The sequence below is a fragment of the Nostoc sp. FACHB-892 genome, from assembly GCF_014698795.1.
Taxonomy (GTDB): domain Bacteria; phylum Cyanobacteriota; class Cyanobacteriia; order Cyanobacteriales; family Nostocaceae; genus Nostoc.
This window is the reverse complement of sequence record NZ_JACJTR010000015.1, coordinates 1-26,006: the sequence shown is the minus strand read 5'-3', so window position 1 is coordinate 26,006 and position 26,006 is coordinate 1. Positions and strand designations below refer to the sequence as shown.

Sequence of the window (26,006 nt, the reverse complement as noted above, 5' to 3'; positions counted from 1 at the left end):
CCTGGGGTATCGCGCGGCAAGAAAGATGAAGATTAAAAAAAAAGAAATATCCTGCGGCAATCACTGACGGTTTTCCGCTACAGTGGACGGGCTATAAGCCTAGTATGGACTACTAGCCGATCGCTTACTATTCTTCTGGCTAGTTTAACTTTAGTTGCTGGTCTTTTACCGGCAGCGATATCCTACATAAGTAAGTTAATTGTGGATGCAGTGGTATTTGCATCTCAAGTTAACTCACAAAATAATGGTTTTGTCAATATTTATCCGTCTCTATTTTATGTAGGATTAGAAGCGATCGCTGTAATTTTACTAGCAGGCGGTCAACGGGGAATCATCATTTGTCAATCGTTATTGCGGGCGCTATTGGGTCAACGGGTAAATGTACTCATTTTAGAAAAGGCGCTGACACTGGATCTCAGGCAGTTTGAAGATTCAGAATTCTATGACAAATTGACCAATGCCCGACGAGAAGCATCTGTTCGTCCCCTCTCTTTAGTAAACCGCACCTTTGGGTTAGTGCAAAATGCTCTTTCCCTGTTCACCTACGGTATTTTGCTAGTAAATTTCTCAGTTTGGGCGGTGCTAATGCTGATTTTGGCAGCTATCCCTGTATTTATTGCCGAAACAAAGTTTGCTGGGGAAGGCTTTCGCTTGTTTAGTTGGCGTGCGGCAGAAACTCGTCAACAGCACTACTTAGAAAATCTGCTAGCAAGAGAAGATTTTGTCACAGAAGTCAAACTTTACCAGTTGGGAGAGATGTTGCTAGGACGTTATCGCAACTTGTTTGATCAACTCTATGGCGAAGACCGCGATTTAACTCTGCGGCGAGGAGTGTGGGGATATCTCTTAGGTTTAGTTAGTACTGGCGCTTTTTACGTAGCATACGCTTGGATTGTGCTAGAAACAGTTCGAGGTAAGATTTCTTTGGGCGATATGACAATGTATCTCACTGTATTTCGCCAAGGACAGTCTACTTTCTCCAATGCCCTCACTTCTATTGGAGGGATGTATGAAGACAACCTATATCTATCAAATCTCTACGATTTCCTGGAAGAGAAAGTACCAAAGTCTTGGGGTAAAGCAACCATTGGTTTAAATCCGCAAGATGGTATCCGTTTCGAGAACGTATCATTTACTTATCCAGGAAGTTCCAAGCCAGCGTTGACAAACATTTCGCTGCACTTGAAACCCAGAGAGAAACTGGCAATTGTCGGTGAAAACGGTTCCGGTAAAACTACCTTAATCAAACTACTTACCCGACTCTACACGCCAGATTCTGGGCGAATTTTCTTAGATGGCTTGGACTTGCAGGAATGGGATGTGGATGTGCTGCGGCGTCGCATTGGTGTGATTTTCCAGAACTTTGTCCGCTACCAGTTCACTGTGGGTGAGAATATTGGCGTGGGCGACGTAGAACATCTTGAAAACAAAAACCGTTGGCAAACTGCTGCTGAAAAAGGCATGGCCCAATCTTTTATTGACCAATTACCCCAAAGCTTCCAGACTCAACTTGGTCGTTGGTTTAAGGGAGGACAGGAACTTTCTGGGGGACAGTGGCAGAAAATTGCTTTGTCTCGTGCTTTTATGCGATCGCAAGCAGATATCTTGGTGTTAGATGAACCAACATCAGCAATAGATGCCCAAGCTGAGTTTGAGATTTTCAATCATTTTCGCGCTATTACTCAAAATCAGATGGTACTTTTGATTTCCCATCGCTTCTCGACGGTAAGAATGGCTGACAAAATCGTAGTAATAGAAAACGGGGAAGTTATAGAACAAGGAACTCACGAAGAACTGTTAGAGGTAGGAGGACGTTACGCCAAGTTGTTTCTGTTACAAGCAGCAGGTTATCAATAGGAAAAGAAGCTAGAAATTTTTGTAAATTGAGATAGCGATGCCTACGGTGGGCTGCGCCTACGCTCACTTTGTACAAAGCACATAACACATCTATCAAACCATGTTAACCTGTTCGGTAAACATGGGTCACTAGACGCTCCGTATCGTTAAACATTGCTACCCGATAAAATTATGCAAAGAACACAACAGCGATACTATACTCCAGAGGAATATTTAGAGTTAGAAGAAGCTGCTGAGTACAAAAGTGAATACATTGATGGGCAAATAATTCCTATGGCGGGTGGAACAGCAAATCACAATCGAATCTCGCTGAATCTAAGTGCTGCCTTAAATTTTGCGTTTCGCCAGCAAGATTACGAAGTTTTCATGGGTGATGTTCGTCTGTGGATACCTCAAAAGCTTACCTATACCTATCCAGATATGATGATTCTGGCAGGTGAACCAGAGTTTTTTAACAACCGGAAGGATGTAATTCTGAATCCACAGATTATTGTTGAGGTTTTATCAAAATCTACCAAAGGCTACGATCGCGAAGATAAATTTCAGGCTTACCGAACTCTTTCTACTTTCCAAGAATATCTATTAATTGACCAAACTCAGATTCATGTAGATCAATTTTCTAAAATCGGTAAAAAGCAATGGACGCTTCGTGAATATGATGAAGAAGATGAAGCGATCGCACTTGTAACCGTACCCTTTGAGATTTCCTTACAGGATTTATACAACAAGGTGAAGTTTGAGCCTGTTGAGTCGGAAGGGGAAAGTGCTGATCTTGAGGAATTGGGGTAAGGTGCGATCGCTTGATTTGATTAGAGTAATGGTAAATGTGGTTATTACTTAAATTAATTTAAGATTATAGAATAAATTTTACTTTTGAATAAGTATGGTTACAATGTGGCATTGCCCATTGCTTCTAGCTAAGGGGCATTGTCCAACCTACTTTCACGTAACACAGCAATGATGGATTGGAAGAAACTCCTGACACCAAAAAGACTTGGCAAAACTGATGCAGAAAATCTTCAGTTTGATCGTACTCCCTTTCAAAGAGACTATGATCGCCTAGTGTTTTCCTCACCTTTTCGTCGTCTCAAAGATAAAACTCAGGTTTTTTCTTTGTCCACAAATGATTACATTCGTACTCGTCTCATTCATAGCCTTGAAGTGTCTTGCGTCGGTCGTTCCCTTGGCAGAATAGTGGGTGAGGCAATTGTAAAAAAATACGACTTTAATCAGGATGGGTTGCGTGCTTCAGACTTTGGTGATATTGTATCTGCTGCTTGTCTAGCTCATGATATTGGAAATCCTCCCTTTGGTCATTCTGGAGAGGACGCTATTCGTACAGTATTTGAATCGTGGTACAACACTGTTAACCATTTAGGAGAAGAACTTCTCAGCAAGTCTCAAAAAGCTGACTTTGATTCATTTGAGGGTAATGCACAAGGCTTTCGTATTCTAACCAAGCTTGAAATGCCCCCTAGAAAAGGCGGAATGCAACTAACCTGCCCAACTTTAGCTGCTTTCACAAAGTACCCTAGAGAATCTTCTCTACCAAAATCTATTTTTAACGGTTACTCAGGTAAAAGTGTTAAAAAATATGGTTTCTTCCAGGCAGAAAAAGATTTATTTGCTGAAGTAGCAGAAACGGTTGGTCTAATTCGCTGTCATGATAATGCAGCATGGTGGTGTCGACATCCGCTTGCTTTTCTTGTTGAAGCAGCAGATGACATTTGTTACTCAATTGTTGATGTAGAAGATGGCCATCGTATGGGTTACATCCCCTTTGACAAAACTAAGGAATTACTGAATGTAGTTGCAAATATTGCAAATAAAGATATTCAAGGACATGGTGAAAGCAATACAGAAATAGTTAAGCGATTGCGGGCTTTAGCTATCAATAAACTCATAAATGAGGCAAGTGATATTTTCCTGAAACATGAAGAAGATATACTTTCTGGAGAGTTTGATAAAGACTTGTTATCTCTAAGCACTTATGTAAACCACCTAGAAGAAATTGGAAAGGAAACTCGCGCGGCTGTTTTCCAACATTCTGATGTTGTTAGTATCCAGATTGCCGGGTATGAAGTTTTAGGGAAACTATTTGCTGAATTTGTTAATGCCGTCCTGCACAATAGCAAGAAAGGCAATTTGGTTTATCATATGCTTCCCAAAGAATATAATAATCCGAATTCAGACGAAGATACCTATAATAAAATTCTTAGAGTTACAGACTATATCTCCGGTATGACTGATTCTTACGCTACCAGTTTATTCCAACAATTTAGTGGTATTTCTTTGGGATAAAGTGACAGCGATCGCCCCCTCTCCATTATTTCCCACCAACTTCGATAAAAACACTATGGTACTACTTAACCCTAAGTCTAATGAAAAGCGATCGCCTAACTTACATATCTAGGTTTTACCAGCTTTCAATCCCTTGTCATACTTCTGCCTATATTTGTGAATAGCAGATTTGAGTTTTCCTTTCAGTTCTGGCGGATTTTGCATGACTGACATAAACAAATCTCTATCACAATCGCATAACACTAAACGTTTAGATTCTTTCAACATAGTTAATTTACGCTTTCAGCATAGTTATTTTTAGCGGGCAATGTATACACAATATTTATTTTGAGTATCATATGCTGTTTTTGCCCTCTCTGAACTAGGAATTAAATTGCTACGGAGGAGATAGCGTAGACGCAAAGCGGCTTGTCGTTAGACATCGCACCCTTCCCCTCATTTCCCCAATAACTTCGATAAAATCACTATGGTGCTAGTTAACCTCTCCTAAATCTGATGAAAAGCGATCGCCCTTTCTCCCAAACCTCTCCTCAACGTCCTGAACTACTCGCGCCAGCAGGTAACTGGGACTGTGCTAAAGCTGCTGTGGAAAATGGGGCAGATGCGATTTACTTCGGTTTGGATCGCTTCAACGCCAGAATGCGGGCACAAAACTTTACTGAGGCAGACTTACCCCAATTGATGGCATTCCTCCACCGTCGCGGCGTAAAGGGTTATGTCACTGTCAACACACTAATATTTCCCAAAGAATTAGCAGAAGCACAGCAATATCTCCGCACAATTATTGCCGCAGGTGTGGATGCGGTAATTGTCCAAGATGTGGGTATATGCCGGCTCATCCGTCACCTGTCACCCGATTTTCCCATTCATGCTTCCACCCAGATGACCATCACCAGTGCGGCTGGGGTGGAATTTGCCAAGTCCCTCGGTTGTCAATTGGTAGTGCTGGCGCGTGAATGTTCTCTTCAGGAAATCAATAAAATTCAGCAGCAGATTGCCCAACAGGAAACTTCGCTGCCCTTGGAAGTCTTTGTTCACGGTGCTTTGTGCGTGGCCTATTCTGGTCAGTGTTTGACTAGCGAAGCTTTAGGCGGACGTTCTGCAAACCGAGGTGAATGTGCCCAAGCTTGCCGGATGCCCTACGATTTAATCGCTGATGGCGAAGTTGTGAATTTAAAAGAACGCAAATATTTACTTAGTCCTCAAGACTTAGCAGGGTTAGATGTTCTGCCAGATTTGGTCAAATCAGGAGTAACTTGTCTTAAAATTGAAGGTCGCCTAAAAGCTCCAGAATATGTTGCTAATGTCACCCATATTTATCGGCAAGCTTTGGATGGGGTGATGGAGGAAGTGGAAAGACCTAACCCCCTAACCCCCTTCCCTAATAGCGTTGGGGAAATAAAAGCTCCCCTCTCCGAAACAGAGAAGGGCTGGGGGAGAGGTCAATCAGATCAAGAACACTACAACCTAGAAATGGCATTTTCTCGCGGACTTTACACAGGCTGGTTTGGCGGGATTAATAATCAGGAACTAGTTCACGCCCGCTTTGGTAAAAAACGTGGGGTTTATTTAGGTGAGGTCAGCCGCATTCAAAACGAACAGGTAACAGTCAAACTGGAAGCGCCTGTAAAACCAGGGGATGGAATTGTGTTTGACTGCGGTCATCCAGAGGCAAAGGAAGAAGGCGGCCGGGTTTATGCTGTGGTGTCCAAAGGTAAAGAATCTATCTTGTCCTTTGGGCGAAATGACTTGAACCTGCGCCGAGTGCATATAGGCGATCGCATTTGGAAAACCAGCGATCCAGAACTTGATAAGCAATTGCGTCAGAGTTTTGCAGGCGAGAATCCCCAATTTCAGCGTCCGATTGATGTAGAGGTTTATGGAGAAGTTGGTCAGCCACTGATTGCGATCGCTCGTGATCAACTCGGTAATATTGTAAAAGTAGAGTCTGCAATTTCTTTGGTTGAGGCGCACACCAAACCCTTACATACAGACCGTTTACAAGAACAATTCGGTCGTCTCGGTAACACACCTTTCTTTTTAGAAAGACTAACCAATCACCTTAACGGTGCCATTATGTTGCCCGTAAGTGAGTTGAACCGGATGCGGCGGGAAATTGTGGTGCAGATGGAAGAATTGCGAAGTCAACCCAAACGTTGGCAATTACGTTCTGATGTCTCTTTTCAAGACCTACTACCCTCCTCATCTCCCTTATCCCTCTCATCTCCTTCACTCATAGTCTTAGTACGAAACCTCAAGCAACTTCAAGCCGCACTCAAAGCTGGTATTGAAACACTGTACTGTGAATTTGAAGACCCCCGCGCTTACCGAGAAGCCGTGCAAATGGTGCGCCAACAACAGCAAAAAAACAAAGCAGACAATTCTTCACTTCTAACTCCTAACTCCCAACTCCCCACTCCCCACTCCTCGTTTCCCACAATTTGGGTTGCACCACCCCGAATTACTAAACCGGGAGAAAATTGGATTTTGCAGCAAGTACGTGCCTGTGAGGCAGATGGCTATCTGATACGGAACTATGATCAACTGCAATTCTTTGCCGAAGACCGTTGTATCGGAGATTTCTCACTTAACGTTGCTAATCCCTTAACAGCAGACTACTTTCAGCAACGCTTTGCTTTGGAACGACTCACGGCATCCTATGACCTGAATATTACCCAACTACAAGACCTGCTCACCAGTTGTCCGCCCCAGTGGTTTGAGGTGACAATCCATCAGCATATGCCGATGTTTCACATGGAACATTGTGTTTTTTGTGCCTTTCTCTCGACGGGTACAGACTACACCAACTGTGGACGACCTTGTGAAAAGCAGGAAGTAAAATTAAAAGACCGCGTTGGCAGCGAACACGTCCTCAAGGCGGATGTAGGTTGCCGCAATACTGTATTTAACGGCACTGCTCAAACGGGAGCAGAGTACGTACAGCGCCTCATAGAATTGGGATTAAGTCACTTTCGCATCGAGTTTGTGAATGAAACCCCAGAACAAGTGCGTAAAACAATAGATTGCTACAATCAACTACTGCAAGGTGAGATTACAGGTTCCCAACTCTGGCGTGAGTTGAAACTGCAAAATCAATTGGGCGTAACTCGTGGCCCTATGGGAGTGTCTGCACTGCGGTCATAAAAGAGGAAAGGGGGCAGGGGGAGGAAAATTTATTTTTTGGAGTTCCCTAATAAATCTGTGGTACAAAAAACTGTTCATTTAGGGGTGGTCTGACATAGGTATCAGCAGGCTTCCTGGGGGACAGTTCTAGAGGTTCGGGGGTCATATCCACGTAGGGAATCTTACTGAGGATGTGGTAAATACAATTCAGGCGAGCACGTTTTTTGTCGTCTGCTTCGACGGTGAACCAAGGTGCTTCGGGAATATTAGTGTGGGCAAACATGACATCCTTAGCTTTAGAGTATTCTACCCAGCGATCGCGCGATTCGAGATCCATTGGACTCAGTTTCCACCGCCGTGCTGGATCAGTGGTTCGGGATTGAAAGCGCCGTTCTTGCTCATCATCGCTGACAGAAAACCAATACTTCAGTAGAATGATGCCCTCACGTACCAACATCCGTTCAAATTCTGGACAATCTTGGATGAAATTGTTGTACTGTTCTTCTGTGCAAAAACCCATCACATGTTCTACCCCAGCACGGTTATACCAGCTGCGGTCAAACAAAACAATTTCACCCGCAGCTGGCAGGTGAGCCACATAGCGTTGAAAATACCACTGGGTCTTTTCGCGATCGCTAGGCGTTCCTAAAGCAACGATACGGCAACCACGCGGATTCAACGGCTCCGCAATCCGTTTAATCGTACCCCCCTTACCTGCGGCATCCCGTCCTTCAAAAAGAATCACGATGCGGGCACCTGTAAACTTCACCCAATACTGCATTTTCACCAGTTCTAGTTGCAGCTTGGCTATTTTTTTTTCGTAAAGCTGACTGGATAATTTAGAACTTCCTTCACCTTCACTCGTGTGTTTTTTGAATTTTTTTGCGGACTTTTTCTGGGCTTTTAGCTTTGCCATCGGGGATTCTGTAGCTTTTTTAATCGGATTTCCATTATCTTGTTCGGTGTTCATAAACTTTTTTGCGGTTAATGTTTAAAGACGATGAAGCAATAAATTTCAAGCATAACTGTCGGCACCAAACCAAGGTTGCTGGGATTGACACAAGTCAACCTAATATCTTGTAAAACAGCATATGCAATTAGACGAAAAGGAAAAAGCCATTAATTATCATCAGCAAGCGCTATAAATATATCGCCGAAACAAAAGATTTATCTAATCAAGCAATCACTTTTATTATAGTAAGCGATATTTATGTTTAGATAGGCGATTCTTCCTAGCATAAAAATATGTTCAGCAAGTATTAGAGTTACAAAATGATACGAAATAGCAAACTCTTTTCTGTCATGATCTAATAAGAACGACCATTATTATTTATGACTAATATTTCTTTACCCAATAATGATTGGAATACTGCCCTTTACCAAGATAAACACGCCTTTGTCTGGCAGTATGGTGAGGACTTACTAAAATTCCTCAACCCTAAACCAGGAGAATTGATTTTGGATCTAGGCTGTGGTACTGGACAACTCACAGAAAAAATTGCCCAAGCTGGGGCTGAAGTACTGGGAGTTGATCATGCACCCGCAATGATAGAAAAGGCGAGGCAAAACTATCCCCATATCTGCTTTGATGTTGCTGATGCTAGGAACTTTCGAGTAGATAAACCATTGGATGCTGTATTTTCCAACGCTGTATTACATTGGGTGAAAGAAGCAGATAGTGCCATCGCTTCCATACATCAAGCACTAAAACCCGGAGGCCGTTTTGTGGCAGAATTTGGTGGTAAGGGAAATGTGCAAGCGATCGCCACAGCTCTAGAAAGCGCCTTAGAAGCACTTAATATTTCTGCACAAGCCCTAAATCCTTGGTATTTTCCTAGTATTGGCGAGTACGCCAGCTTACTGGAACAGCAAGGCTTTGATGTCATTCATGCCATGCTTTTTGCTCGCCCAACTCCTTTAGCAGAAGGAGAAGCAGGTATGGCAAACTGGATTCAGATGTTCGCCAGTGCTTTTTTAGTAGGACTAACTGATGAGCAACAAATACAAGTAATTCGGGTCGTGAACGAATATCTCAAACCGACGTTGTATCAACAAGGAATTTGGACAGCAGATTATCGAAGAATTCGCATCGTTGCCATTAAAGTTTAAATTGTGCGAATTTTGACTTATGCCTTAATTACGAATTACGAATTACAAATTAGTTATGCATATACCTAAATTGTGCGATTGCGCTACAGCCCTTTGGGCATCCTACGGCAGGCGTTGGCGCAGCCATCGTCAGAGATCATTTTCATTATTAACCATTAGCCTCACAACTTTATTAGTCCCGCCCTCACTAGCGCAAACCCCCCCAATACCGTCGCCTTCTAGTGCGCCTTTAGAACTAGACTTATTGACCAAGCCAAAAAACTATGTAATCACAGCTAACACAATTAATCCAGAACGATTAACCGTTCCCAGTTTATGGTGGGCACAACAAAACTCTGAGAGAAAGCTATTGGATAATTGGATAGCATATCCAGCTTCTGAGAAAGAGCCTGCAAGAGTAGACTTGCTCGTGAACCAGCAAATTTGGAGCTTACTAGACTCTATAGAGCGCTACGAGTTCGTAAATCGCTTGGGTAGCGCTGCACGTAACTTTGGCTACAATGTCCGGGTATTTAATTATCAAAAAGAACCCTTGGCAACCTACACTTGCAACTTTAGTACAAGTCCAGCTTCATGCAGTATCCAAACGAATCTTAAGAACAAGATAGGGTTACAGCGTTCTTTGTAGAAAAGGGAGTGGGAATGGGGGAACAAGGGGACAAGGAGAATAACCAACCATACCCAATTCCCAATCCCCAATTAAATCTTAATTTTGGCGAATAAAGACTCGTATTGTTTTATTGCTGATGGGGGTAAGGGAAGCAAAAATTCGCTTTTATCAAAAACTTCGTCATCGGTCTGCAACAGACTCCGTAATGGTTCTTGAATATCGGAAGCGACAATATTTGTAGAAATTGGCGAATTACTTTTGGTCAGCACCGAAATTTGTTTAGCTGTGCTTGGTTGCCAACAAAAATCAATCCATTGAACTGATAAAGTATCCTTAGTGATACCTGCGGGGCGTACCCACAAGTCTGCCCAGATTGCTGTTCCTGACTGGGGGATAACTACGGCAAGTTGCGGGTAACGTCCCAGAGCTGGCAATACATCGCTTGACCAACCAACTGCTAGCCAAGTGTCTCCTATAATTAGAGGTTCCAAGTAGTTATTGGAACTGTATAATTTCACCTGTTGGTTTAATGTCTGTAATTCCTTTTCCAAGTCGGGTACTTGGTCAAGATTCTCTGTATTATAAGATTTTCCTAGCTTCTTTAAGACCAGACCAATAACTTCTCGTGGTTGATTCAATAGGGAAATGCGCTGCCGCACTCCATCTACTCCATCTCGCCACAAATCACTCCAATCGTTAGGCGTCCATCCCAATTTTCGGAACTTGTCACGGTTATAAACAATCACCGTACTACCCCACCGATAAGGCGCACCCCACACCTTTCCTTGAGTGTCTAAGTTACCTTGGTCGTTGCGCGTTACCAGTTGTTTCCACCTTTCATCTAAAGCAGACCACTGCTTTAATTCGTTTCCCTGTACCTCTTGGAGTGGTTGAATCAGTTTTTGCTCAATAGCTGCTTTTAACCAGTAATCTCCCAACGTCACTAGGTCTGCATCAGTCGGTTTTTGACCTTGCCTAAAAGGTATAAAGCGCCTCCATCCCTGTTCATCGGTGGCTTTTGGTTTCTGCTGCCAATTTTGTAATTGCTGAAATAAATCTTGTATCTGCTCAACTGGAGCAAACTTTAACTGCACCTGTTGCTGCAAACCTTTTTGGAACTGATTAACAACCTGACCAGGTATAGAACCTTTTAATAACTGTACTTTGAGTTCCGTCTCGTTGTTTCCACCACAGCCAAAAAGCACTTGTGAAAGTGCCAATGTACTTGTACCTAGCAAAAAAGACCTTCGATCCATTGATTTTGGATTTTTAAATTTTAGATTATACCTAATATTAAGCAGAGATTCACCAGAGACTGACTAGTTGAAAAAGTGGAATTGGAAAATTATCGATATTTTTTCTTGTTAATACCGATAATTTTGAATATTGGCTCAAATTAACGAGTTTTTCGCCAAACTCATATCTAAAGATGAATTTTTATCCATAAATAGCCTTAGTAGTGCTTATGGTCAAACTTTGCTTATATTTAGAAATAATGATTTAGATGTCACGTTTCCATCAAAAATTATCAATACTTAAATAATTCATAAGTATTGTTAACCTTGAGACTAAATTGAATAACATATAGAAAATGTACGGATGAGGGTATTAAATGGAGCCATTACAGAAGCAAATCCTGACTTTAAGCGAAAAACTGGATGCGCTCTGCCAAGTGATTGAGCAGCTTGATGGTAAAGTCGCTCAAGCTTTCTCAGAGTGTTCTTTAGCAAATACACAAGCAAAGCATAATGAGCAGGAAAATGCCGCAACTGGTGGCTACCAGTTCAGACGTAACAATTTAAATCCAGAAATGGAACACAAGGATGTTTTGATAGATGGCATTTATTTAGATATGCATCGTCAAGGTGGAGATAATATAACACCAGAAATTCAAATACAACGACTCACAGCACAGTTAACAGCAGCATACAATCGCATTGCTGCCTTGGAAGAACAATTACTTAGAGAGAGAATTCATTAAATAAGTCGGAAGTCGGAAGTCGAAAGTACAGTTTTGTAACGGGGATTTAGACCCCGCCACAAAACTTGTCGGTTATAGAACCGAGGGACTTAAACCCACCGAATTTATTAAATTTCACCTGAGTTCAATGAATTAAAAAAATGGCTGGGGGTAGGGAAGGCAAGCCTTTAGATTCAATGTCAAATCATGGCTTTATGTCCATGAACCTATCCCACTATTCTAAAAGTTCCTACTCCTTTTCGTAAAATCTGCTTGAAAACCTTAATTTTTCGTTTTTAGTTCTCAATAAGCTTAAGCTTTATAGCAATAAATATTATTAGTAAGATAGATTTATATACTTACAAGTATAAGTAACCAATCCAGCCATAAAATTGATAAAAAACTTAAACACATTCTTACATATATTTACGTAAGAGTATGATATATCTACGTTATAGCTTTTAGTGAGTACCTCACTATGAAATATAAAAAAAACAACCCTAAGACTGGCGCTCTTAGGGTACTGTATGGTTCAAAAACCAAGCTTTTTTTATTAATCTGCGTTTTTATCATTAGTGTTTTTGGCATTTTGTGATCAAATTGGTTGACAACAAGCCAAACAGCTTTCGCTAAGATAAACCTTTTACAACCTGCTCCAACTCAACCGCTAGGCTATTACGACTATTTCGGCAAACTGCTGAGTCCTCAAGAAGCATCACAACTAGTTGCAAATAAGGGACTCAATCCTAATAACCCTATTTCTTATCAACGGGTAGGGGCAGTTAAAATTACTAAAGAATTAATAGCACAAGGTGAAGATATATTTTTCAACCGTAAGATTGGTGACACATTTGGGTTGCAAGGGGCATTTGGTTTTGGACTTGGCATTGCTAAAATTTTGCCAGAATTACAGACAGCAATAGTTAAGTTGCAAGGTCAACCGACAACGAACTTACAAATTATTCTTGAGAAAGATATAGCGTTAGGTAGTCGAACTTTTCCCAAAGGAACTGTTGTAAACACAGGCTTAAAAATGGAAAAGGGAGGAACTTTTCCTATTGGGCTAGGAATCACACCTAATATTGATATTAGCTGTGCTGCGTGCCATGTATCTCTTTCAAAGAAGGGTGAACGTCTTTTGGGAGTACCTAATGGCGAAATTGCTACGCCTCTGCTGGTTGCTTTAGCACCAAATTCAGCCGCAGGGTTTTCGCGGTTAAAGTTTAATCCCCTAGATCCACAATACAAAGGCAATGGAAAAATTATTCTGGATAGTAAAGGTAATAAAGTAGAATTACCCGATCCTGAAAAGTTTGAAAAAGCTTTCGACGATGCAGTATTGGATGTGCCTTTTGGTAATTTTGAGAGTTCATCAGATAGTCTCAACAATACTACTCAAATACCCAGTATATTCACATTTAAGAATCATCCTTATTTCCTTGATGGACAGTTTGCTGTGGGGCCGTTTGCGGGACTTACCGCTGTCAGCAATGGTGTTCATTCTTCGGAAATCAATCTGTCGGCAGCTGCTCAACTCAGTGCAAAAACCCTTGGTATTGATCCAGAGGTTTATATTGGTACATTTCTGCAAAACGCTGCCATTCCCAGCCTACGTTTACCAGAAGGAGTGATAGTAAAACCCTCAGAATGGCTGCGGAAGATCGCACCGAATCCTATACAAGCAGAATTAGAAGACCAAATTCCTGCTCCTGGTACAGGAAATTACCCAAACCTACGTCCCAGTTTATTTACTTACAACGGTTTGGTTTTCAGCCCAAATACTCAAAAGCCTGGTGATATTGCTAGTGGCACTTTCTTATTTGCTGACAACGCTATGTCTGCTTTCCAAAATAGCTTAGTACCACCTGCCAACCAGACTTCGGAAAATTGGCAAGCCTTGAACAGCAATTCTGTTAAACGTGGTGCAAAAGTATTTGAGAAAGCTAATTGTGCAACTTGCCATATTCCACCTTTCTTCACCGACAACAAAATTCATCCAATTGATAAAATTCGTACTAACCCCGCTCGTGCCCAATCTCGCTTGGGGCTGAGTAATTTGTTAGTACCACCCAAGCTATATACTTTCAACACTCCAGTTCCCATACCTGCTAAGGCTGAAGTGCTGGATGTACCAACACAGGGTATCTCCGATAGCCCCACAACTCTACCCAAAGGTATATTGCCAAAAGGCGGTTACAAAACTACTTCTTTGCGTGGTCTTTATTTAAGCGCACCATATTTGCATGATGGTGGTGTCGCAGTACGAGCAGGAAGCCTGAAAGTTGACTCAAATGCGATCGCGGTTGTTGACAAGACTGGCTTAGGGCTTTCTGGCACTCTCAGTCAAGGTATACCTGCCGATCCAGCTAACAGCTTGCGTGCCTTGGTTGATCGCGATCTTCGTGCAAAAGTTGTGAAAGCTAACAAAGCTAACCCTAGTTTAGTGCGTAGTAACCTTGATGGCACTGGTCATTACTTCTACGTAGATAGACAGTCTGGATATAATTCCACCCAGCAAACAGACCTGATTAATTTCTTGCTAGCACTTGATGACAATCCAGGAAGCTTTTAATTTTAGTTACAGCTAATATCCTATGTTAATACCAAGTCGTCTAGTGAGATATCATGAACGCGACTTGGTATTACTGTAAAAGTAGGATAGCAAACCCATTTTTTTAATGCAATTTATATTGCAGATGCACTATGAATCTAACAGATAGATATTTTATGGGGCTTCTTCTGGGAAGCTAGTGCTTGCTTTCGCTTCATCCACCAGCCAAAACCAAGAGCAACCAATGAGCCAGTTACTGTGTAGGGTTCGGGAACAGGACGTGGTATGACACTAAAGCTACCATAATCTACATCGCTTGAAAGCTCTGAATAACCTTCATTGAAACTACTATAAAATACGTTAACGTTTCCATTTCCGTCTTCTCCGCCTCCAGAAACCAGGTAAGAAAAACCGTTCTGGGTTAACACCGGCCTACTCGCATTCAACAGATTATCATTGATTCCGTATGTACCTGGTGAGAGTATGCCAATGATTGTCTCGGAAATTCCTTGAATTGTCCTTGTTCCAGTTATTCCTGTGATTGTGTAATTGTTTTTTATAGGATCTAAATCCGTGGTGGTAAGAGTGCCGCTAGCGGAAATTCCTGTACCATTTGCTTCATAACTGGGAAAAGAGTATTGAAAATCAAATAGCTGTACAGCTTGTGCCGTAGAAGATGCACCGACACCAGTAATAGCGATAACAGCACTAGCGTTAGCAATAGCAAGCTTTTTTACTAATTTCATCAGATAATTCTCCTGAAAAACAAGAAGGTAAACAAAGTTGCATGTTCAAATTGCTAGAAAGACACTCTTACGCACAGAGAAGTCAGAAGTTTCTGGCTTCCTGAGAGCAAAAATTCGTGAAACACGCAGATGCAATTTGAATAACGATTAGATTATTAATTGTTGATTTGGCTAAGTAAAGCTTTGCGTAAGATTGTAGCGTTTTTAAACGTAGAGAGATATAAGCAAAGGAAACCTCCGCCCATAACTTTGGTGGGGCGTAGAGTCTTGCCGAATTTAATTCGCTATGTAATTAATCAAATGCTGTACTTAGCCGTTCAAGTTGGGCTTCAATGGCTGCTAAAAGCTGTTGTTGCTGCCAATCTTGACTAAGATGGGCGGCTATGCAAGCCGCTCCAGCGCCCATACCTTCTTTCACAAAGCCTTGCTCATAAGCTCTCAGTTGGGGATAACGAGAATCAGCAAAGCTCAAATGAGTTGCTAATAGGGGAGGGGTTTCTCCACTTTGAGTTAAGTTACTTTTTCCTAAGTTGAGGGCTAAGTCAACTGTAGCGCCAGTAGGATCTTCTGCTACCCAGCGAGTTGTGCCTACAACTACTTCTTCTGGTTGCCATGATAAGACATAAGCTTGAGCGATCGCACTTATTAGCGCATAAACCGCCAGCATTTGCGTACCACCAGCAAGCATTACACCACAACTACGACTAGCAGCGATCGCCATCCCAGCTACCACTACTTGCATCGGATCACCCACAGCAGCGACGAGTTGCAAGGGGTTAACTGGAAAAGATGAGGAGGATGACGAGGACAAAGTAAAATTTTCTCCCCCCACTCCCTCATCTCCCCTTACTCCCTCATCTCCCCCTGCTCCCTGCTCCCTGCTCCCCATCATCTTCTCCAGCCCAGCTTGCACTAGTGCCCACTTTTGCGCGTGGTTACAAACAGGGTGGCTGCTGTTGACTTTTCCGGCAGCATCTATACCTAAACCAGTTAAGATTGCCAGGGCAGTTGTAGTACCTCCGACGACGCACTCACCAATAATCAGATACCCCTGCTGGATATTGGCAGCAAGGTGTTCTCCCCAAAGTAACCCTTGTTTAAACAAGTGGTGTACTGTTGTTATTTCCATAGCAGCACCTCCACTTAAACACTGAGCAGGAGCGCCACCCAAATCAATTACTGGCACAGCAGGAGGCTGGGGTAAACCAGCATTAAACAAATGAACTGGTATTTTTAGTGACTCAAAGACAGCGCGAGAAATCAGCACAGGCGAAGCCCCAGCCGCTAATGGTGGTAGGGGATATTGGGCTTTATGTTCTGGGCCATAGTACAAAAACTCAGCATCGGCACAAGCAGTATATTTCCGATCTTCTGGAGTGCGACCTGCTGCTGAGATCGCTGGAATTAAACCAGTTTCAGTAAATCCTAAAACACAGGCAAATATGGGTAGAGAACCACTATACCGTCGTAGCCATTCTTCACCCTGTGCTTTTTGGGTATAAATACGAATTTGGGAATTGGGCATGGAGCTTCGGTGATTAGTTAGGACTCATTATTTAACCAAGGACAAATGACTAATGACAAGTGACTAATGACCAATAACTATCCTTCATAATCTATGAGAACTTGTACCCAGCGTGGTGGACGGGGAATGGGGTTACCCAAACGATCAAAAAGCAACCATGATGCTAGGTGTACCAAAAAAAGGTAAATAAAGTTGTTGAGTAAAATTAGAGCGATCACCACCACTTGAATCAAAAATACACTGGGACTCGCCAACAAACTCAGTTTCAAAAATACCCACTCTATGATCCTAGTCGCCTGGGTAATTCCATAAATCCACAAGTCTTCACCCGACAGAACAGACAGCAACCACAGCCGAAAAAAGACTCCCAAAGTACCCAACAACGTACCCAAGGTGATAGAAACAATCCAGGGAACACGACGATACCATGTCGCTCCCAAAAGCACACCCATGAACGCGTAGGGCATGACAAACAGCAAACTGCGGGCTGGTCCCATCAGTACCGTTAGCAGTAACCCGGAAGTGAGTGCTGCCATCCATGCCGCACGTCTGCCCCAACGCAGATAAACTAGAGCGATCGGCACCGGAAAAAATATCCGTAAAACTGGGCCTAAGGGAAAGTAGAAATTAATAAACCAAATCAAGCTCGCAGTACTGGCTAAAAACGCCGTTTCTACCATCCTCAAGGGCGCATCAGCCTTGATTTGAGGAGGCATTAACTGCTGTTCTTTGTCTAACCAATGATTGTGGGGAGTTGGAGACTCAGGGGATGGATCTTCCTCCGGCTCGTTTGGCAGAGAATCTAAAATACTCATATCTGACAAGTTTTTAAACTATCATTCTTTCTAAGGCTGACAAATCGGGAATACAAATAGTGTCTTGATCCCGTTTAATCAAGCCTTTTTTTTCTAGCCTTGTCAACACTCGTGTCACAGTTTCCCGCGCCAGTCCGCTCAAACTACTCAATTCCCGATGAGGTAAATTGGGGATTTCGATTCCTGTTTGCCCTTTTTTTCCCTGTCCTTCTGCCAAAAATAGCAACGTATCTGCCACTCGTGACTGGCTATCAGATTCCCGCAACCGCAATCGGCGATTTACTTGCCGCAAACGTCGTGCCATTAGTTGCGCCAATCGAACTCCCGCCAAGGGTTCTATATGAAGTAACTTGACAAAATCCTGAGCAGGCATACTACCAATTACCGTTGGGGTCAAGGTAATCACATCTGTGGATCGAGGGACTTCATCTAGCGCTGCCATTTCACCAAACAATTCCCCTTTGCCAAGAATATTCAGTGTTACCTCTTTTCCTTCCAGATTGTAGGTGCGAATTTTTACCCATCCGTCCAGAATAAAATATACAGAACCACCCCAGTCATTTTCCAGTAGAATCACTTGATTGGCTGGGTGAGTGCGGGTAGCAAGATGGAGCAGGGCTGATTCCACAGCAGTTTCTGGCAACCCTTGAAAAAAGGGAGCCGACGACGTGATCATCCAGGAATTAGCCTGTGCTTGCAAGCTATATCGGTCTTCCATTACGACATCTTTATTGAAGGTGCTATATACACACGAAAAACAAGACCGCCATTTTCAGCTTAAGCTATCAAAGCACAGCTCCCTTTCAAAAAGAAAACTAAACTATGCTAGATGTTCCTAAAAAAACTGCTATCCTATCACTCTCCTATCAGGTAAGCGAGAGACTTCTGCTGGTTTAGTTAAAAATATAGGCAAACAATACTAATGATACTAAAGGGAGTAAATTATTGCTCAGGTATTTCAGCGATTTTCAAAAATAGGCAACTTAATGAGCTGCAAAACTAAGCTTCTTAAACAAACGCTGACTGAAGATTGCCACGACTCCCGGTAATCCATAACATAATGACAGTCACAAGCACAAGCAGCGGCTTTTGCCATTCAAAACTTCTCCTATGGGAGACGCTGCGCGTAGCAAGATCCCCGTAGGGGTACGGTGATTGTAAAGTAATTGTCACATTAGGTGACAGACGTTTTTAGGTAAGGTGATAAAAGTGACTTCCAGTGCAGATGAAATTCAAAAGCTGATCGCAGACATTGACAACTTACTTGCCAGTGGTGGCAAGCGCCTGTCTAGATTTCTGCCTGGTCAGGCGCAGGAGCATAAAGAGGTTTTAGAACGAATTCGCAACTTCTTGGTGAGACTACAAGAAAAAGAAGCATTAGAGAGCGACATCCCAGATCAATCTTCTGAAGAACCGCCATCGCCTTTATTCACAAAACTTCTTGACCAAGATAATAATCAGTATCCATTGCCGCCGCTCGAATTCTATCAGGAACAGAGTACTGTTGGGGCAGAACAATTAAAAAGTGAATTTTCGAGCTTGATCCAGCCATTGCGATCGGAATTAGAATTGCTCTTGCAAGAGCGAGCCACTCTTGTACAGGAAATTCGGCAGCTAGAGCAAAGGCGATTGCAAAATTACTCCTTAGCGCAGCAGCTGACCAACCAAGAGCAGGTGATTACTGAGTTTTTACAGGTACTCATGAGTCGTCTTGTGCCAACTTTAACACCACTACTAGCACAGACGTGGGAAAATTCCGCCAGTTCTTCAGGAGAAAATACTGCAAACTCAGAACCAGCAACTTCTGCAACTCAACCTTTATTAGAATCACCAGACCGTATGGAGCGGTTAACCCAGCTGGCTAGGGAGTTGGATCAACACCTATTATCACTAGATGGGACTGTGAATGTAGTATTTGAAGCACTACAGCGCAACATTAATACTTATGACGAATCCCTGTCGCAAGCACTAGCAAGAATGCATAGCAAGGGAATGCAAGGCGAACAGTTGATGGGCAGCTTTATCAACAATTTGACCCAGCATTTGCAGCAACAATCCCCTAGCTCCCAGCCATCTTTCCTTGAGGTCGAATCTGATCCACAACCATCATTAGTTGACCCAGGCGAGATCCCTGCTGGAGTTGCAGCCCAACCCTTGGAGTTTATACAATCAGAAACTTCTTCTTCAGTCACAATTAATTCTGAGCAACAGGAGACTACTCTCACAGAAGATTTAGATGCAGTGATGTTGCAGCTTGGCTTAGACTCGTCTGAATCTTCTGAAACCCCGACGGAATTATCGCAAGATATTTCTGCGTTAATAGGTGATGAAGTAGATCAGCTTTACGCCAGTTTGTTTGGTACTGGTGATGTTAATAATCCAAGTCTTGAGGTTGCCACTGCCTCAGAATCAACGTTGAACATCGCTGAAAGTTCATCTGTCCCTGCAACCGTGGATTCTCCTGTTGTGACATCAGATATGGGTTTTTCATCGCAAGAGACTTTAGTGGAAACCACAGATTCATCATCGGAACCACAGGAAGAACTATTTTTTGCAGAGGAGACTGACCTAAACTCGCCTCTTAGCAACTCTCTGCCACAAACAGACAGTTTTCCCGCGCAAATCGACACTCAGCCAGCTAGTGTTGATACTATTAATACCCTAACTGACCTATTGCCTGATGCAGGCGATGATCAGGAACTGCTAGAAGTGTCATTCTCTGCGGAGGATGCCATAATTACAGCACCAGTTACTCCAGAAGCAGAGGAAATTGCCTTGGCATTAGCGCAGCGTCTCGTTGGCGCAGCAGAAGAGAAGCCTACCCAAGGTATCGCCACACCAGAAGTATTAATTAATGATGATCAACCAGAACTATCTTCAGATAACTACGTTGCTGCTTCGCCACAAGAAAATTTGCTTTCTGTTGAGTCAAACCAAGCTCCAGCCGTACTTGATATTTCTTTAGATGAAGAACAGTTGCAGCAATTAGATCGGGATTTAGCTAATTTTGATCAGCAGCTAAATTCTGAGTCCCAGCCAGCTAACAACTTGGATATTTTCTCAGAACTAAATGATAAAACTCAAGACACAATCTCCACAACTCCCCCTGAACCGCAAACAGAAAATCTTCAAATAGTAGAAAATACTTCAACTGCTGCTTTCTCCAGTTTGGCAGTTCCCCAGGTAGAAACTGAACAAAAAAAGGAAGTTATAACTCCTGTTGAAGAAAGTTCTTTACCTCCAATTTCCAACTCCATCAATAATCCAGAATCGCTCAATGTTCTGGAATCAGTCTGGTATTTAGGAATTGATTTAGGTACAACAGGAATTTCTGCCGCATTATTAAATCGCTCGACTTTTGTTGTACATCCTATCTACTGGTCATCAGAAAATCCGCCGGGAACAACTTCCTTTCAACAATCATTTCGTTTACCAACAGAAGTTTATCTGCCTACAGCTTCTGTTCCCCACGGAGAAAACGAAAGTATTGAAGTACATGAACAGACAGCACCTGCGGCTGTTGCCCAAGATAAAGTGCCCGATCGCTCGGTCACTACTCCTGCAACACGGAGATCAACAGCAGATGCGACAACAAATAATCTCTACTCGGCGCAGTTAAAGCCCTATTTACAAGTAGCCATTCCCTACAAGAGTGAACGGCAGAAATGGGAACCTGTTTTGCAATTAAATGAATTTTCGGCAGGTCCTTTGATTTGGATTGTGCGATCGCTCTCTAAGCTACTATTAACCCTCAAATCCGAAAAAACTTGTACCACCCCTAGTTTAATGGCTGCTGCTGTGGGGATCAGCGAACAAGATTTTCCCAAGATTATCAATAATATTGCTGGTGTAATTTGCACATGTCCATCTAGTTGGTCGGAACCATACCGCTTCAATGTACGGGAAGCTTTACTCACCAGTAAACTCATCCAACATCCGCAGCAAGTCTTTTTTGTAGAAGAAGCGATCGCTAGTTTACTCCCAGAACTCGATGCTGCTAACGGTGAGCAAATAAAATTAAGCCAACCTCAGGGTTCTTATCCTGCAAAAACCAGTGAACATCCCATTGTTGGCAATACCCTTGTCATTAACATTGGAACATCTACCACAGAAATGTTGCTAGTTGATGTCCCAGAAACATTGGTGCAATTGACATACAATGATTTCATGCTCCATAGTTTTGCCTATGCTAGCAAGGGAATTGAACAAGATATTATCTGCCAGCTGCTATTGCCACCGAAATCTCGGCAATCACGCCAAGAAACACCAAGTGATGGCAAAACTATCATCAGTAATCCTTGGCAATGGCAACCGTCAATTCCCGGTTTAGACCAAATGCGTTGGCAGAGTTTAGGGTTGGAAGAATTAGAACTACCAAGAGTCGGGGAACCAGATATCACCGCTCGGATTCGCCTCCAGCAGCGTCTAGAAAGTTCTCTACTGGGACAGGCGGTATTAGATGCCGCCCTAGCTCTAAAGCTGATTTTGCAACACCAAGATTCTTTTACCCTGGAATTGGCCGATCAGCAATGGATTTTGCAGCGACGAGACTTAGAAAGCCACGTATTTGTCCCCTTTGTGCGTCGCTTAAACCGAGAACTCAACAAGTTGTTGGTAGCTCGTGGCATCCCCACAGAATCCATTAATCAAGCGATTCTGACTGGTGGGTTGGCTTGTGTCGGGACGGTAAACCGATGGTTACGGCAAAAACTCCCCGGTGCCAAGATTATTCAAGATTTGTATCTTGGCGAAAACGGCGCTCCTAATTGCAGTCGCGTTGCTTATGGTTTGGCGATGCTGCCTCTGCATCCCCAGATATTAGATATACCCAGGCAACAATACACGGATTATTTCTTATTTACAGAATTGCTGCGGCTGCTACCAGACCGACCTTTATCTTTTGGTGAAGTTATCCAGCTATTTGAGGGTCGTGGGATCAATACTCGCACTTGTCAGCAACGCCTACTGGCTTTTTTGGAAGGTGAACTACCTTCGGGTTTGATACCTTCAGTTACAGATTCAACTTGGCTCACTCAGAGTTCGCAAGAAAATCCTGACTATCAGGCGATCGCTACAGCACCACTTTTTGAAAAACAAGGGAGTCTTACTTATCGTCCCAATTCCCAACAACTGTTATCTTTGCGCCGCTATCTAGATGCGATCAAAGCTAGTAATCAGCAATCACTGGAGGAACCATACTTAGTGAATTTTGCTTTAGAGGTTAATCATTGAGATTAGTGCATCATGGATGTGTCTTTCTGAGTCGGTCACATCCTGATGGGCTTTCTGCTCTCAACACTGTAATATTTTAGATGTGTATCCAGAACACAATATTAAAACTTACGCATTGACAGAGAACCCAAAGTAACAGGTATAGTTTTCAAGGCTTATAGCTAGATTTTTCAATGTTATTTTGGCGATCGCAGCCAATCAAGAGTTATTAATCAAAGCCTGAAACAACGTATTTACCTTGACACATAAGATGGTTATTTTGTACAGTGCGTAAGTTCTGTATATTTCTATTGAATGAAAAAAATACTGTAATTTTACGATCTACCACCTTAATTAAAAGATTCTGTAAACTTTAGGTTTTTAGTTTTTATATTGTTTAAATTTTGTGTATGTTAATACTCGGTGGTAATGACAAAAGCAGTAAAAATCGACTAAACATTGTGTTCATGTCTACACTACTGATCAAAAAGTCCTGTTGTAGATAAGTTAGTCCTTGTGAATCACCTTTATCTTTATTCAGTTAATTGTTCGCAACAGCCTTTACACCCGTCAACCTTAAGCGTAAGAAAACGATTAATTGACATTATTGGAGCCATTGTAGGGCTGATTATTACATTTATGGTAGCAATTCCTTTGGCGATTGCTACCTTTATTCATGAGCCAAGCCCAATATTTTATTCCCAAATTCGCTGTGGTTTGAACGGAAAAACTTTCCGCATTTGGAAATTCCGTTCCATGATCGTCGATGCCGACAAACTCAAGCATTTGGTTGAAAACCAAGCTAAAGGTCACATTTTTAAATCTGTTGACGATCCTCGCATTACTCCTGTTGGTAAGTTTTTGCGGCGTACTAGTTTAGACGAATTTCCCCAATTTTGGAATGTTCTGATAGGGGACATGAGTTTAGTTGGTACTCGTCCACCCACTCCTGATGAAGTCAGCAATTACGATCCACACCACTGGGATAGATTGCGAGTCAAACCAGGCATTACCGGAGAATGGCAGGCTAATGGACGTTCTAGCATTACAGACTTTGAAACCATTGTCAAGATGGATATAGATTATCAATGCAAGTGGTCTATAACTTATGACCTGAGTCTGATTGTTAAAACTATCTGGGTAGTTTTAAAAAAAACCGGGGCTTATTGAATCAGTCATTAGTCATTAGCTTTTCTTTGCGTTCTTGCGTCTCCCTGATTTCCACTTTCTTATTCAACCTTTGACCCCACTACCAGTTTCTGTGGGGACAATGTAACGTTGTAAAAACAAAAATAATAATAATACTGGGGCGATCGCAATTACTGAGCCAGCAGCTACCAAGCGCCAGTCAAGAGAAAATGTGCCTGCCAGCTTGGCGACTCCCAAGGGGAGAGTGTATAAATTTTCGTCTTGGATGACGATTAAAGGCCACAAAAAATCACTCCAAGCACCAATAAATACAAAAATAGCTAAAGTTACCAACGCTGGGCGAACTGCTGGTAACATCACATACCACCACAAACCTAACTCCGAACTGCCATCCATCCGCGCAGCTTCTTCTATCTCTTTGGGGACACTCATAAAAGCTTGGCGTAATAGAAAAATGCCAAAAGCAGAAGCTAAACTCGGAAAAATCATCCCTAAATAACTATTTCTCAAACCCAACTGGACTGTTAAAATATAAAGGGGAATCATCACGATTTGGAAGGGAATCATAATTGTAGAGACAATCGCTACAAAAATCCAGTCTCGCCCGACAAATGATAATCTTGCCAACGGATAGGCAGCTAAAGCGCAAAATAATAAATTTAAGCCAACAGTTAGCACTGAAACCAAAGTGCTGTTATAGAGATATTGTCCAAAAGGTAAAGAGTTCCATACACTAAAGAAGTTATCTAGTGTAGGTGAGGCAGGCAATAACTGTGGCGGCGACTGCAAAATATTTTCTGTAGGCGATTTCAAGGCTGTACTAACCAGCCACAGTAAAGGAAAGAGCATTACCAGTGCGATCGCTCCCAATAGCGCATACATTAGCAGAATCTGCGATCGTGATTTTTTCAAGTTCAGCATTTGATTAACAACTTTCCCAATTCTCTAAATATTTATTACAACTTTCTTTATAGCGCTACAACTTGCTTTCAATATTTTGCACTTACTCAAATATTTGGTGGATGCTCACCCATTTTCACCCACATTTTCCGCACACGAGTTAATTGCAGACGATTCATTTTCAAAGTATAAATTGTTGCTCTACCAAGGGTTGTAAGTCCTACAATTTCTGTAGCATCTTCACTCCAAGTAAAATGGTCTGCCCACAGTTGCTGTTGTGGATTAAATAATTTAACCTCATTTTGAGTATTAGGGTCAATTGCTGTTTGGCTAGTTGCTTTATAACGATTACAAGATGGACAAGCCAAGCATAGATTTTCAAATATAGTTCCCCCACCGGCAGACAAGGGAATGATATGCTCAAATTCAAAAGTAGTGACTGTTAGACCTTCAGTAGTGCGACAGTAAGCACAACAATCAGCAAAATAACTACGAATTTCCTTTTTTAATTCAACAGGGATGTAAACACTCACGCTAGTTGCTGTTTATTTTTAAAAATATTTAAGGTATATCTAGCTCTAGTTTTAAGAATATTTAATTGGTCAACCTGTGCCAATAATCTGTCTAAGGTTTCAGTTTCATCATCTGATAAATCATTCTTAGAATTTTTAACTAATAATTCCTGTAACTGTATCTGAGCTTTGGGAGATAAATAACTTTCTGCCAAAGCTTGCAACTCATCTAGATTTAAACCAATCAATAATTCTGAATCTACAGATAAGTTAGTTAGCTGTTGGTAAGTTTCTAAATCTAACAGTACTCCAACTTTTTCTCCCTGTGCGTTAGTGACATACTGAACTGAGTCAGACATGGCTTTACTTGAAAATTTGGTTAATTTTATTCTAACTTATCATCAAAAATCTGGTTGAAGCAATTCATCTAATTGTGTTATGGAATTTATTCACATATTAATATAATTAATTCTCTTTAATTTCTGAACTCCCTAATTCCTCCAGAATATCAAAAGACATCTCCGAAAACTGTCTAAGTATCTCTGTGACTAGCTTATAGCGTGCGATCGCCAGTTTTGAAATCCAGATAGTTTTGACGATAGAATAGAGGTTGGAGATGTTTGTTGTTAATAATCAG

21 protein-coding genes are annotated in these 26,006 nt (G+C 42.1%); 11 read left to right on the top strand and 10 right to left on the bottom strand.

Going from position 1 to position 26,006, the window contains the following annotated elements; translation table 11 throughout:
* The first annotated feature begins 48 nt into the window (after positions 1–48).
* From H6G96_RS19920 to H6G96_RS42425, 4 genes are all read left to right on the top strand, one after another.
* Positions 49–1,857, top strand: coding sequence for an ATP-binding cassette domain-containing protein (locus H6G96_RS19920; protein WP_190913165.1), 1,809 nt, complete (start codon positions 49–51; stop codon positions 1,855–1,857).
* Between the two features lie 171 nt (positions 1,858–2,028).
* Positions 2,029–2,646: a Uma2 family endonuclease gene (locus tag H6G96_RS19915; RefSeq protein WP_190913062.1), complete on the top strand. Its 618-nt coding sequence runs from the start codon at positions 2,029–2,031 to the stop codon at positions 2,644–2,646.
* A 168-nt stretch (positions 2,647–2,814) separates the two neighbouring features.
* Positions 2,815–4,158, top strand: a complete 1,344-nt coding sequence (locus H6G96_RS19910) for a deoxyguanosinetriphosphate triphosphohydrolase (protein WP_199339630.1) — start codon at positions 2,815–2,817, stop codon at positions 4,156–4,158.
* Positions 4,139–4,270, top strand: coding sequence for a hypothetical protein (locus H6G96_RS42425; RefSeq protein WP_277932938.1), 132 nt, complete (start codon positions 4,139–4,141; stop codon positions 4,268–4,270). Before H6G96_RS19910 ends, H6G96_RS42425 begins: the two co-directional genes overlap by 20 nt.
* Here the strand turns inward: H6G96_RS42425 and H6G96_RS19905 are convergent.
* Complete coding sequence (locus H6G96_RS19905; protein WP_190913061.1) at positions 4,267–4,425, bottom strand: hypothetical protein; 159 nt, start codon at positions 4,423–4,425, stop codon at positions 4,267–4,269. The two genes, H6G96_RS42425 and H6G96_RS19905, sit on opposite strands and share 4 nt — an antisense overlap.
* Positions 4,426–4,653: 228 nt before the next feature.
* Between H6G96_RS19905 and H6G96_RS19900 the strand changes: the two genes are divergently transcribed.
* Positions 4,654–7,302 carry a U32 family peptidase gene (locus tag H6G96_RS19900; RefSeq protein ID WP_190913060.1) on the top strand — a complete coding sequence of 883 codons (2,649 nt, stop codon included), beginning with the start codon at positions 4,654–4,656 and terminating at the stop codon, positions 7,300–7,302.
* A 46-nt stretch (positions 7,303–7,348) separates the two neighbouring features.
* Here the strand turns inward: H6G96_RS19900 and ppk2 are convergent, their stop codons facing one another.
* Positions 7,349–8,251: a polyphosphate kinase 2 gene (ppk2, locus tag H6G96_RS19895; RefSeq protein ID WP_190913059.1), complete on the bottom strand. Its 903-nt coding sequence runs from the start codon at positions 8,249–8,251 to the stop codon at positions 7,349–7,351.
* A 362-nt stretch (positions 8,252–8,613) separates the two neighbouring features.
* Between ppk2 and H6G96_RS19890 the strand changes: the two genes are divergently transcribed.
* Together H6G96_RS19890 and H6G96_RS19885 are read left to right on the top strand one after the other, a co-directional pair.
* The gene (locus H6G96_RS19890) at positions 8,614–9,390 is read left to right on the top strand and encodes a class I SAM-dependent methyltransferase (RefSeq protein ID WP_190913058.1); all 777 of its coding nucleotides are present in this window, start codon (positions 8,614–8,616) and stop codon (positions 9,388–9,390) included.
* A 55-nt stretch (positions 9,391–9,445) separates the two neighbouring features.
* Positions 9,446–10,018, top strand: a complete 573-nt coding sequence (locus tag H6G96_RS19885) for a hypothetical protein (protein WP_242063341.1) — start codon at positions 9,446–9,448, stop codon at positions 10,016–10,018.
* A gap of 71 nt (positions 10,019–10,089) precedes the next feature.
* Here the strand turns inward: H6G96_RS19885 and H6G96_RS19880 are convergent, their stop codons facing one another.
* Entirely contained in the window at positions 10,090–11,256 is a 1,167-nt protein-coding gene (locus tag H6G96_RS19880; RefSeq protein WP_190913057.1) for an extracellular solute-binding protein, read from the bottom strand.
* Between the two features lie 356 nt (positions 11,257–11,612).
* Here H6G96_RS19880 and H6G96_RS19875 point away from each other — a divergent pair, with 356 nt between their 5' ends.
* Positions 11,613–11,981 (top strand): hypothetical protein, encoded by a 369-nt coding sequence (locus H6G96_RS19875; RefSeq protein WP_190913056.1) that lies wholly within the window; start codon positions 11,613–11,615, stop codon positions 11,979–11,981.
* 583 nt (positions 11,982–12,564) lie between these two features.
* Complete coding sequence (locus H6G96_RS19870) at positions 12,565–14,532, top strand: di-heme oxidoredictase family protein (RefSeq protein WP_242063340.1); 1,968 nt, start codon at positions 12,565–12,567, stop codon at positions 14,530–14,532.
* A 137-nt stretch (positions 14,533–14,669) separates the two neighbouring features.
* Here H6G96_RS19870 and H6G96_RS19865 read toward each other — a convergent pair whose 3' ends face one another.
* The 4 genes from H6G96_RS19865 to H6G96_RS19850 form a co-directional block, all read right to left on the bottom strand.
* On the bottom strand, positions 14,670–15,257 hold the full coding sequence (locus tag H6G96_RS19865) for a PEP-CTERM sorting domain-containing protein (protein WP_190913055.1): 588 nt from the start codon (positions 15,255–15,257) through the stop codon (positions 14,670–14,672).
* Positions 15,258–15,549: 292 nt separating this feature from the next.
* Positions 15,550–16,782: a nicotinate-nucleotide--dimethylbenzimidazole phosphoribosyltransferase gene (locus tag H6G96_RS19860; protein ID WP_190913054.1), complete on the bottom strand. Its 1,233-nt coding sequence runs from the start codon at positions 16,780–16,782 to the stop codon at positions 15,550–15,552.
* A gap of 77 nt (positions 16,783–16,859) precedes the next feature.
* Entirely contained in the window at positions 16,860–17,597 is a 738-nt protein-coding gene (locus H6G96_RS19855; protein WP_190913053.1) for a DUF2232 domain-containing protein, read from the bottom strand.
* A gap of 13 nt (positions 17,598–17,610) precedes the next feature.
* Entirely contained in the window at positions 17,611–18,315 is a 705-nt protein-coding gene (locus H6G96_RS19850; protein ID WP_190913052.1) for a Crp/Fnr family transcriptional regulator, read from the bottom strand.
* A 491-nt stretch (positions 18,316–18,806) separates the two neighbouring features.
* Here H6G96_RS19850 and H6G96_RS19845 point away from each other — a divergent pair, with 491 nt between their 5' ends.
* Together H6G96_RS19845 and H6G96_RS19840 are read left to right on the top strand one after the other, a co-directional pair.
* Positions 18,807–22,829 (top strand): hypothetical protein, encoded by a 4,023-nt coding sequence (locus tag H6G96_RS19845; RefSeq protein WP_190913051.1) that lies wholly within the window; start codon positions 18,807–18,809, stop codon positions 22,827–22,829.
* A 495-nt stretch (positions 22,830–23,324) separates the two neighbouring features.
* The gene (locus H6G96_RS19840; protein WP_190913050.1) at positions 23,325–23,978 is read left to right on the top strand and encodes a sugar transferase; all 654 of its coding nucleotides are present in this window, start codon (positions 23,325–23,327) and stop codon (positions 23,976–23,978) included.
* 63 nt (positions 23,979–24,041) lie between these two features.
* On the opposite strand, the gene H6G96_RS19835 is transcribed toward H6G96_RS19840, so the two are convergent.
* The 3 genes from H6G96_RS19835 to H6G96_RS19825 form a co-directional block, all read right to left on the bottom strand.
* Positions 24,042–24,878 carry a carbohydrate ABC transporter permease gene (locus H6G96_RS19835; protein ID WP_190913049.1) on the bottom strand — a complete coding sequence of 279 codons (837 nt, stop codon included), beginning with the start codon at positions 24,876–24,878 and terminating at the stop codon, positions 24,042–24,044.
* 86 nt (positions 24,879–24,964) lie between these two features.
* Positions 24,965–25,390: an HNH endonuclease gene (locus H6G96_RS19830; protein ID WP_190913048.1), complete on the bottom strand. Its 426-nt coding sequence runs from the start codon at positions 25,388–25,390 to the stop codon at positions 24,965–24,967.
* Positions 25,387–25,728, bottom strand: coding sequence for a hypothetical protein (locus H6G96_RS19825; RefSeq protein ID WP_190913047.1), 342 nt, complete (start codon positions 25,726–25,728; stop codon positions 25,387–25,389). Before H6G96_RS19825 ends, H6G96_RS19830 begins: the two co-directional genes overlap by 4 nt.
* Positions 25,729–26,006: the final 278 nt, after the last annotated feature.

Coding starts and splice junctions, on each gene's coding strand:
- H6G96_RS19915 (WP_190913062.1), top strand. CDS start 2,029: ATGCAAAGAACACAACAGCGATACTATACTCCAGAGGAATATTTAGAG.
- H6G96_RS19910 (WP_199339630.1), top strand. CDS start 2,815: ATGATGGATTGGAAGAAACTCCTGACACCAAAAAGACTTGGCAAAACT.
- H6G96_RS19905 (WP_190913061.1), bottom strand. CDS start 4,425: ATGTTGAAAGAATCTAAACGTTTAGTGTTATGCGATTGTGATAGAGAT.
- H6G96_RS19900 (WP_190913060.1), top strand. CDS start 4,654: ATGAAAAGCGATCGCCCTTTCTCCCAAACCTCTCCTCAACGTCCTGAA.
- ppk2 (WP_190913059.1), bottom strand. CDS start 8,251: ATGAACACCGAACAAGATAATGGAAATCCGATTAAAAAAGCTACAGAA.
- H6G96_RS19890 (WP_190913058.1), top strand. CDS start 8,614: ATGACTAATATTTCTTTACCCAATAATGATTGGAATACTGCCCTTTAC.
- H6G96_RS19885 (WP_242063341.1), top strand. CDS start 9,446: ATGCATATACCTAAATTGTGCGATTGCGCTACAGCCCTTTGGGCATCC.
- H6G96_RS19880 (WP_190913057.1), bottom strand. CDS start 11,256: ATGGATCGAAGGTCTTTTTTGCTAGGTACAAGTACATTGGCACTTTCA.
- H6G96_RS19875 (WP_190913056.1), top strand. CDS start 11,613: ATGGAGCCATTACAGAAGCAAATCCTGACTTTAAGCGAAAAACTGGAT.
- H6G96_RS19865 (WP_190913055.1), bottom strand. CDS start 15,257: ATGAAATTAGTAAAAAAGCTTGCTATTGCTAACGCTAGTGCTGTTATC.
- H6G96_RS19860 (WP_190913054.1), bottom strand. CDS start 16,782: ATGCCCAATTCCCAAATTCGTATTTATACCCAAAAAGCACAGGGTGAA.
- H6G96_RS19855 (WP_190913053.1), bottom strand. CDS start 17,597: ATGAGTATTTTAGATTCTCTGCCAAACGAGCCGGAGGAAGATCCATCC.
- H6G96_RS19850 (WP_190913052.1), bottom strand. CDS start 18,315: ATGGAAGACCGATATAGCTTGCAAGCACAGGCTAATTCCTGGATGATC.
- H6G96_RS19835 (WP_190913049.1), bottom strand. CDS start 24,878: ATGCTGAACTTGAAAAAATCACGATCGCAGATTCTGCTAATGTATGCG.
- H6G96_RS19825 (WP_190913047.1), bottom strand. CDS start 25,728: ATGTCTGACTCAGTTCAGTATGTCACTAACGCACAGGGAGAAAAAGTT.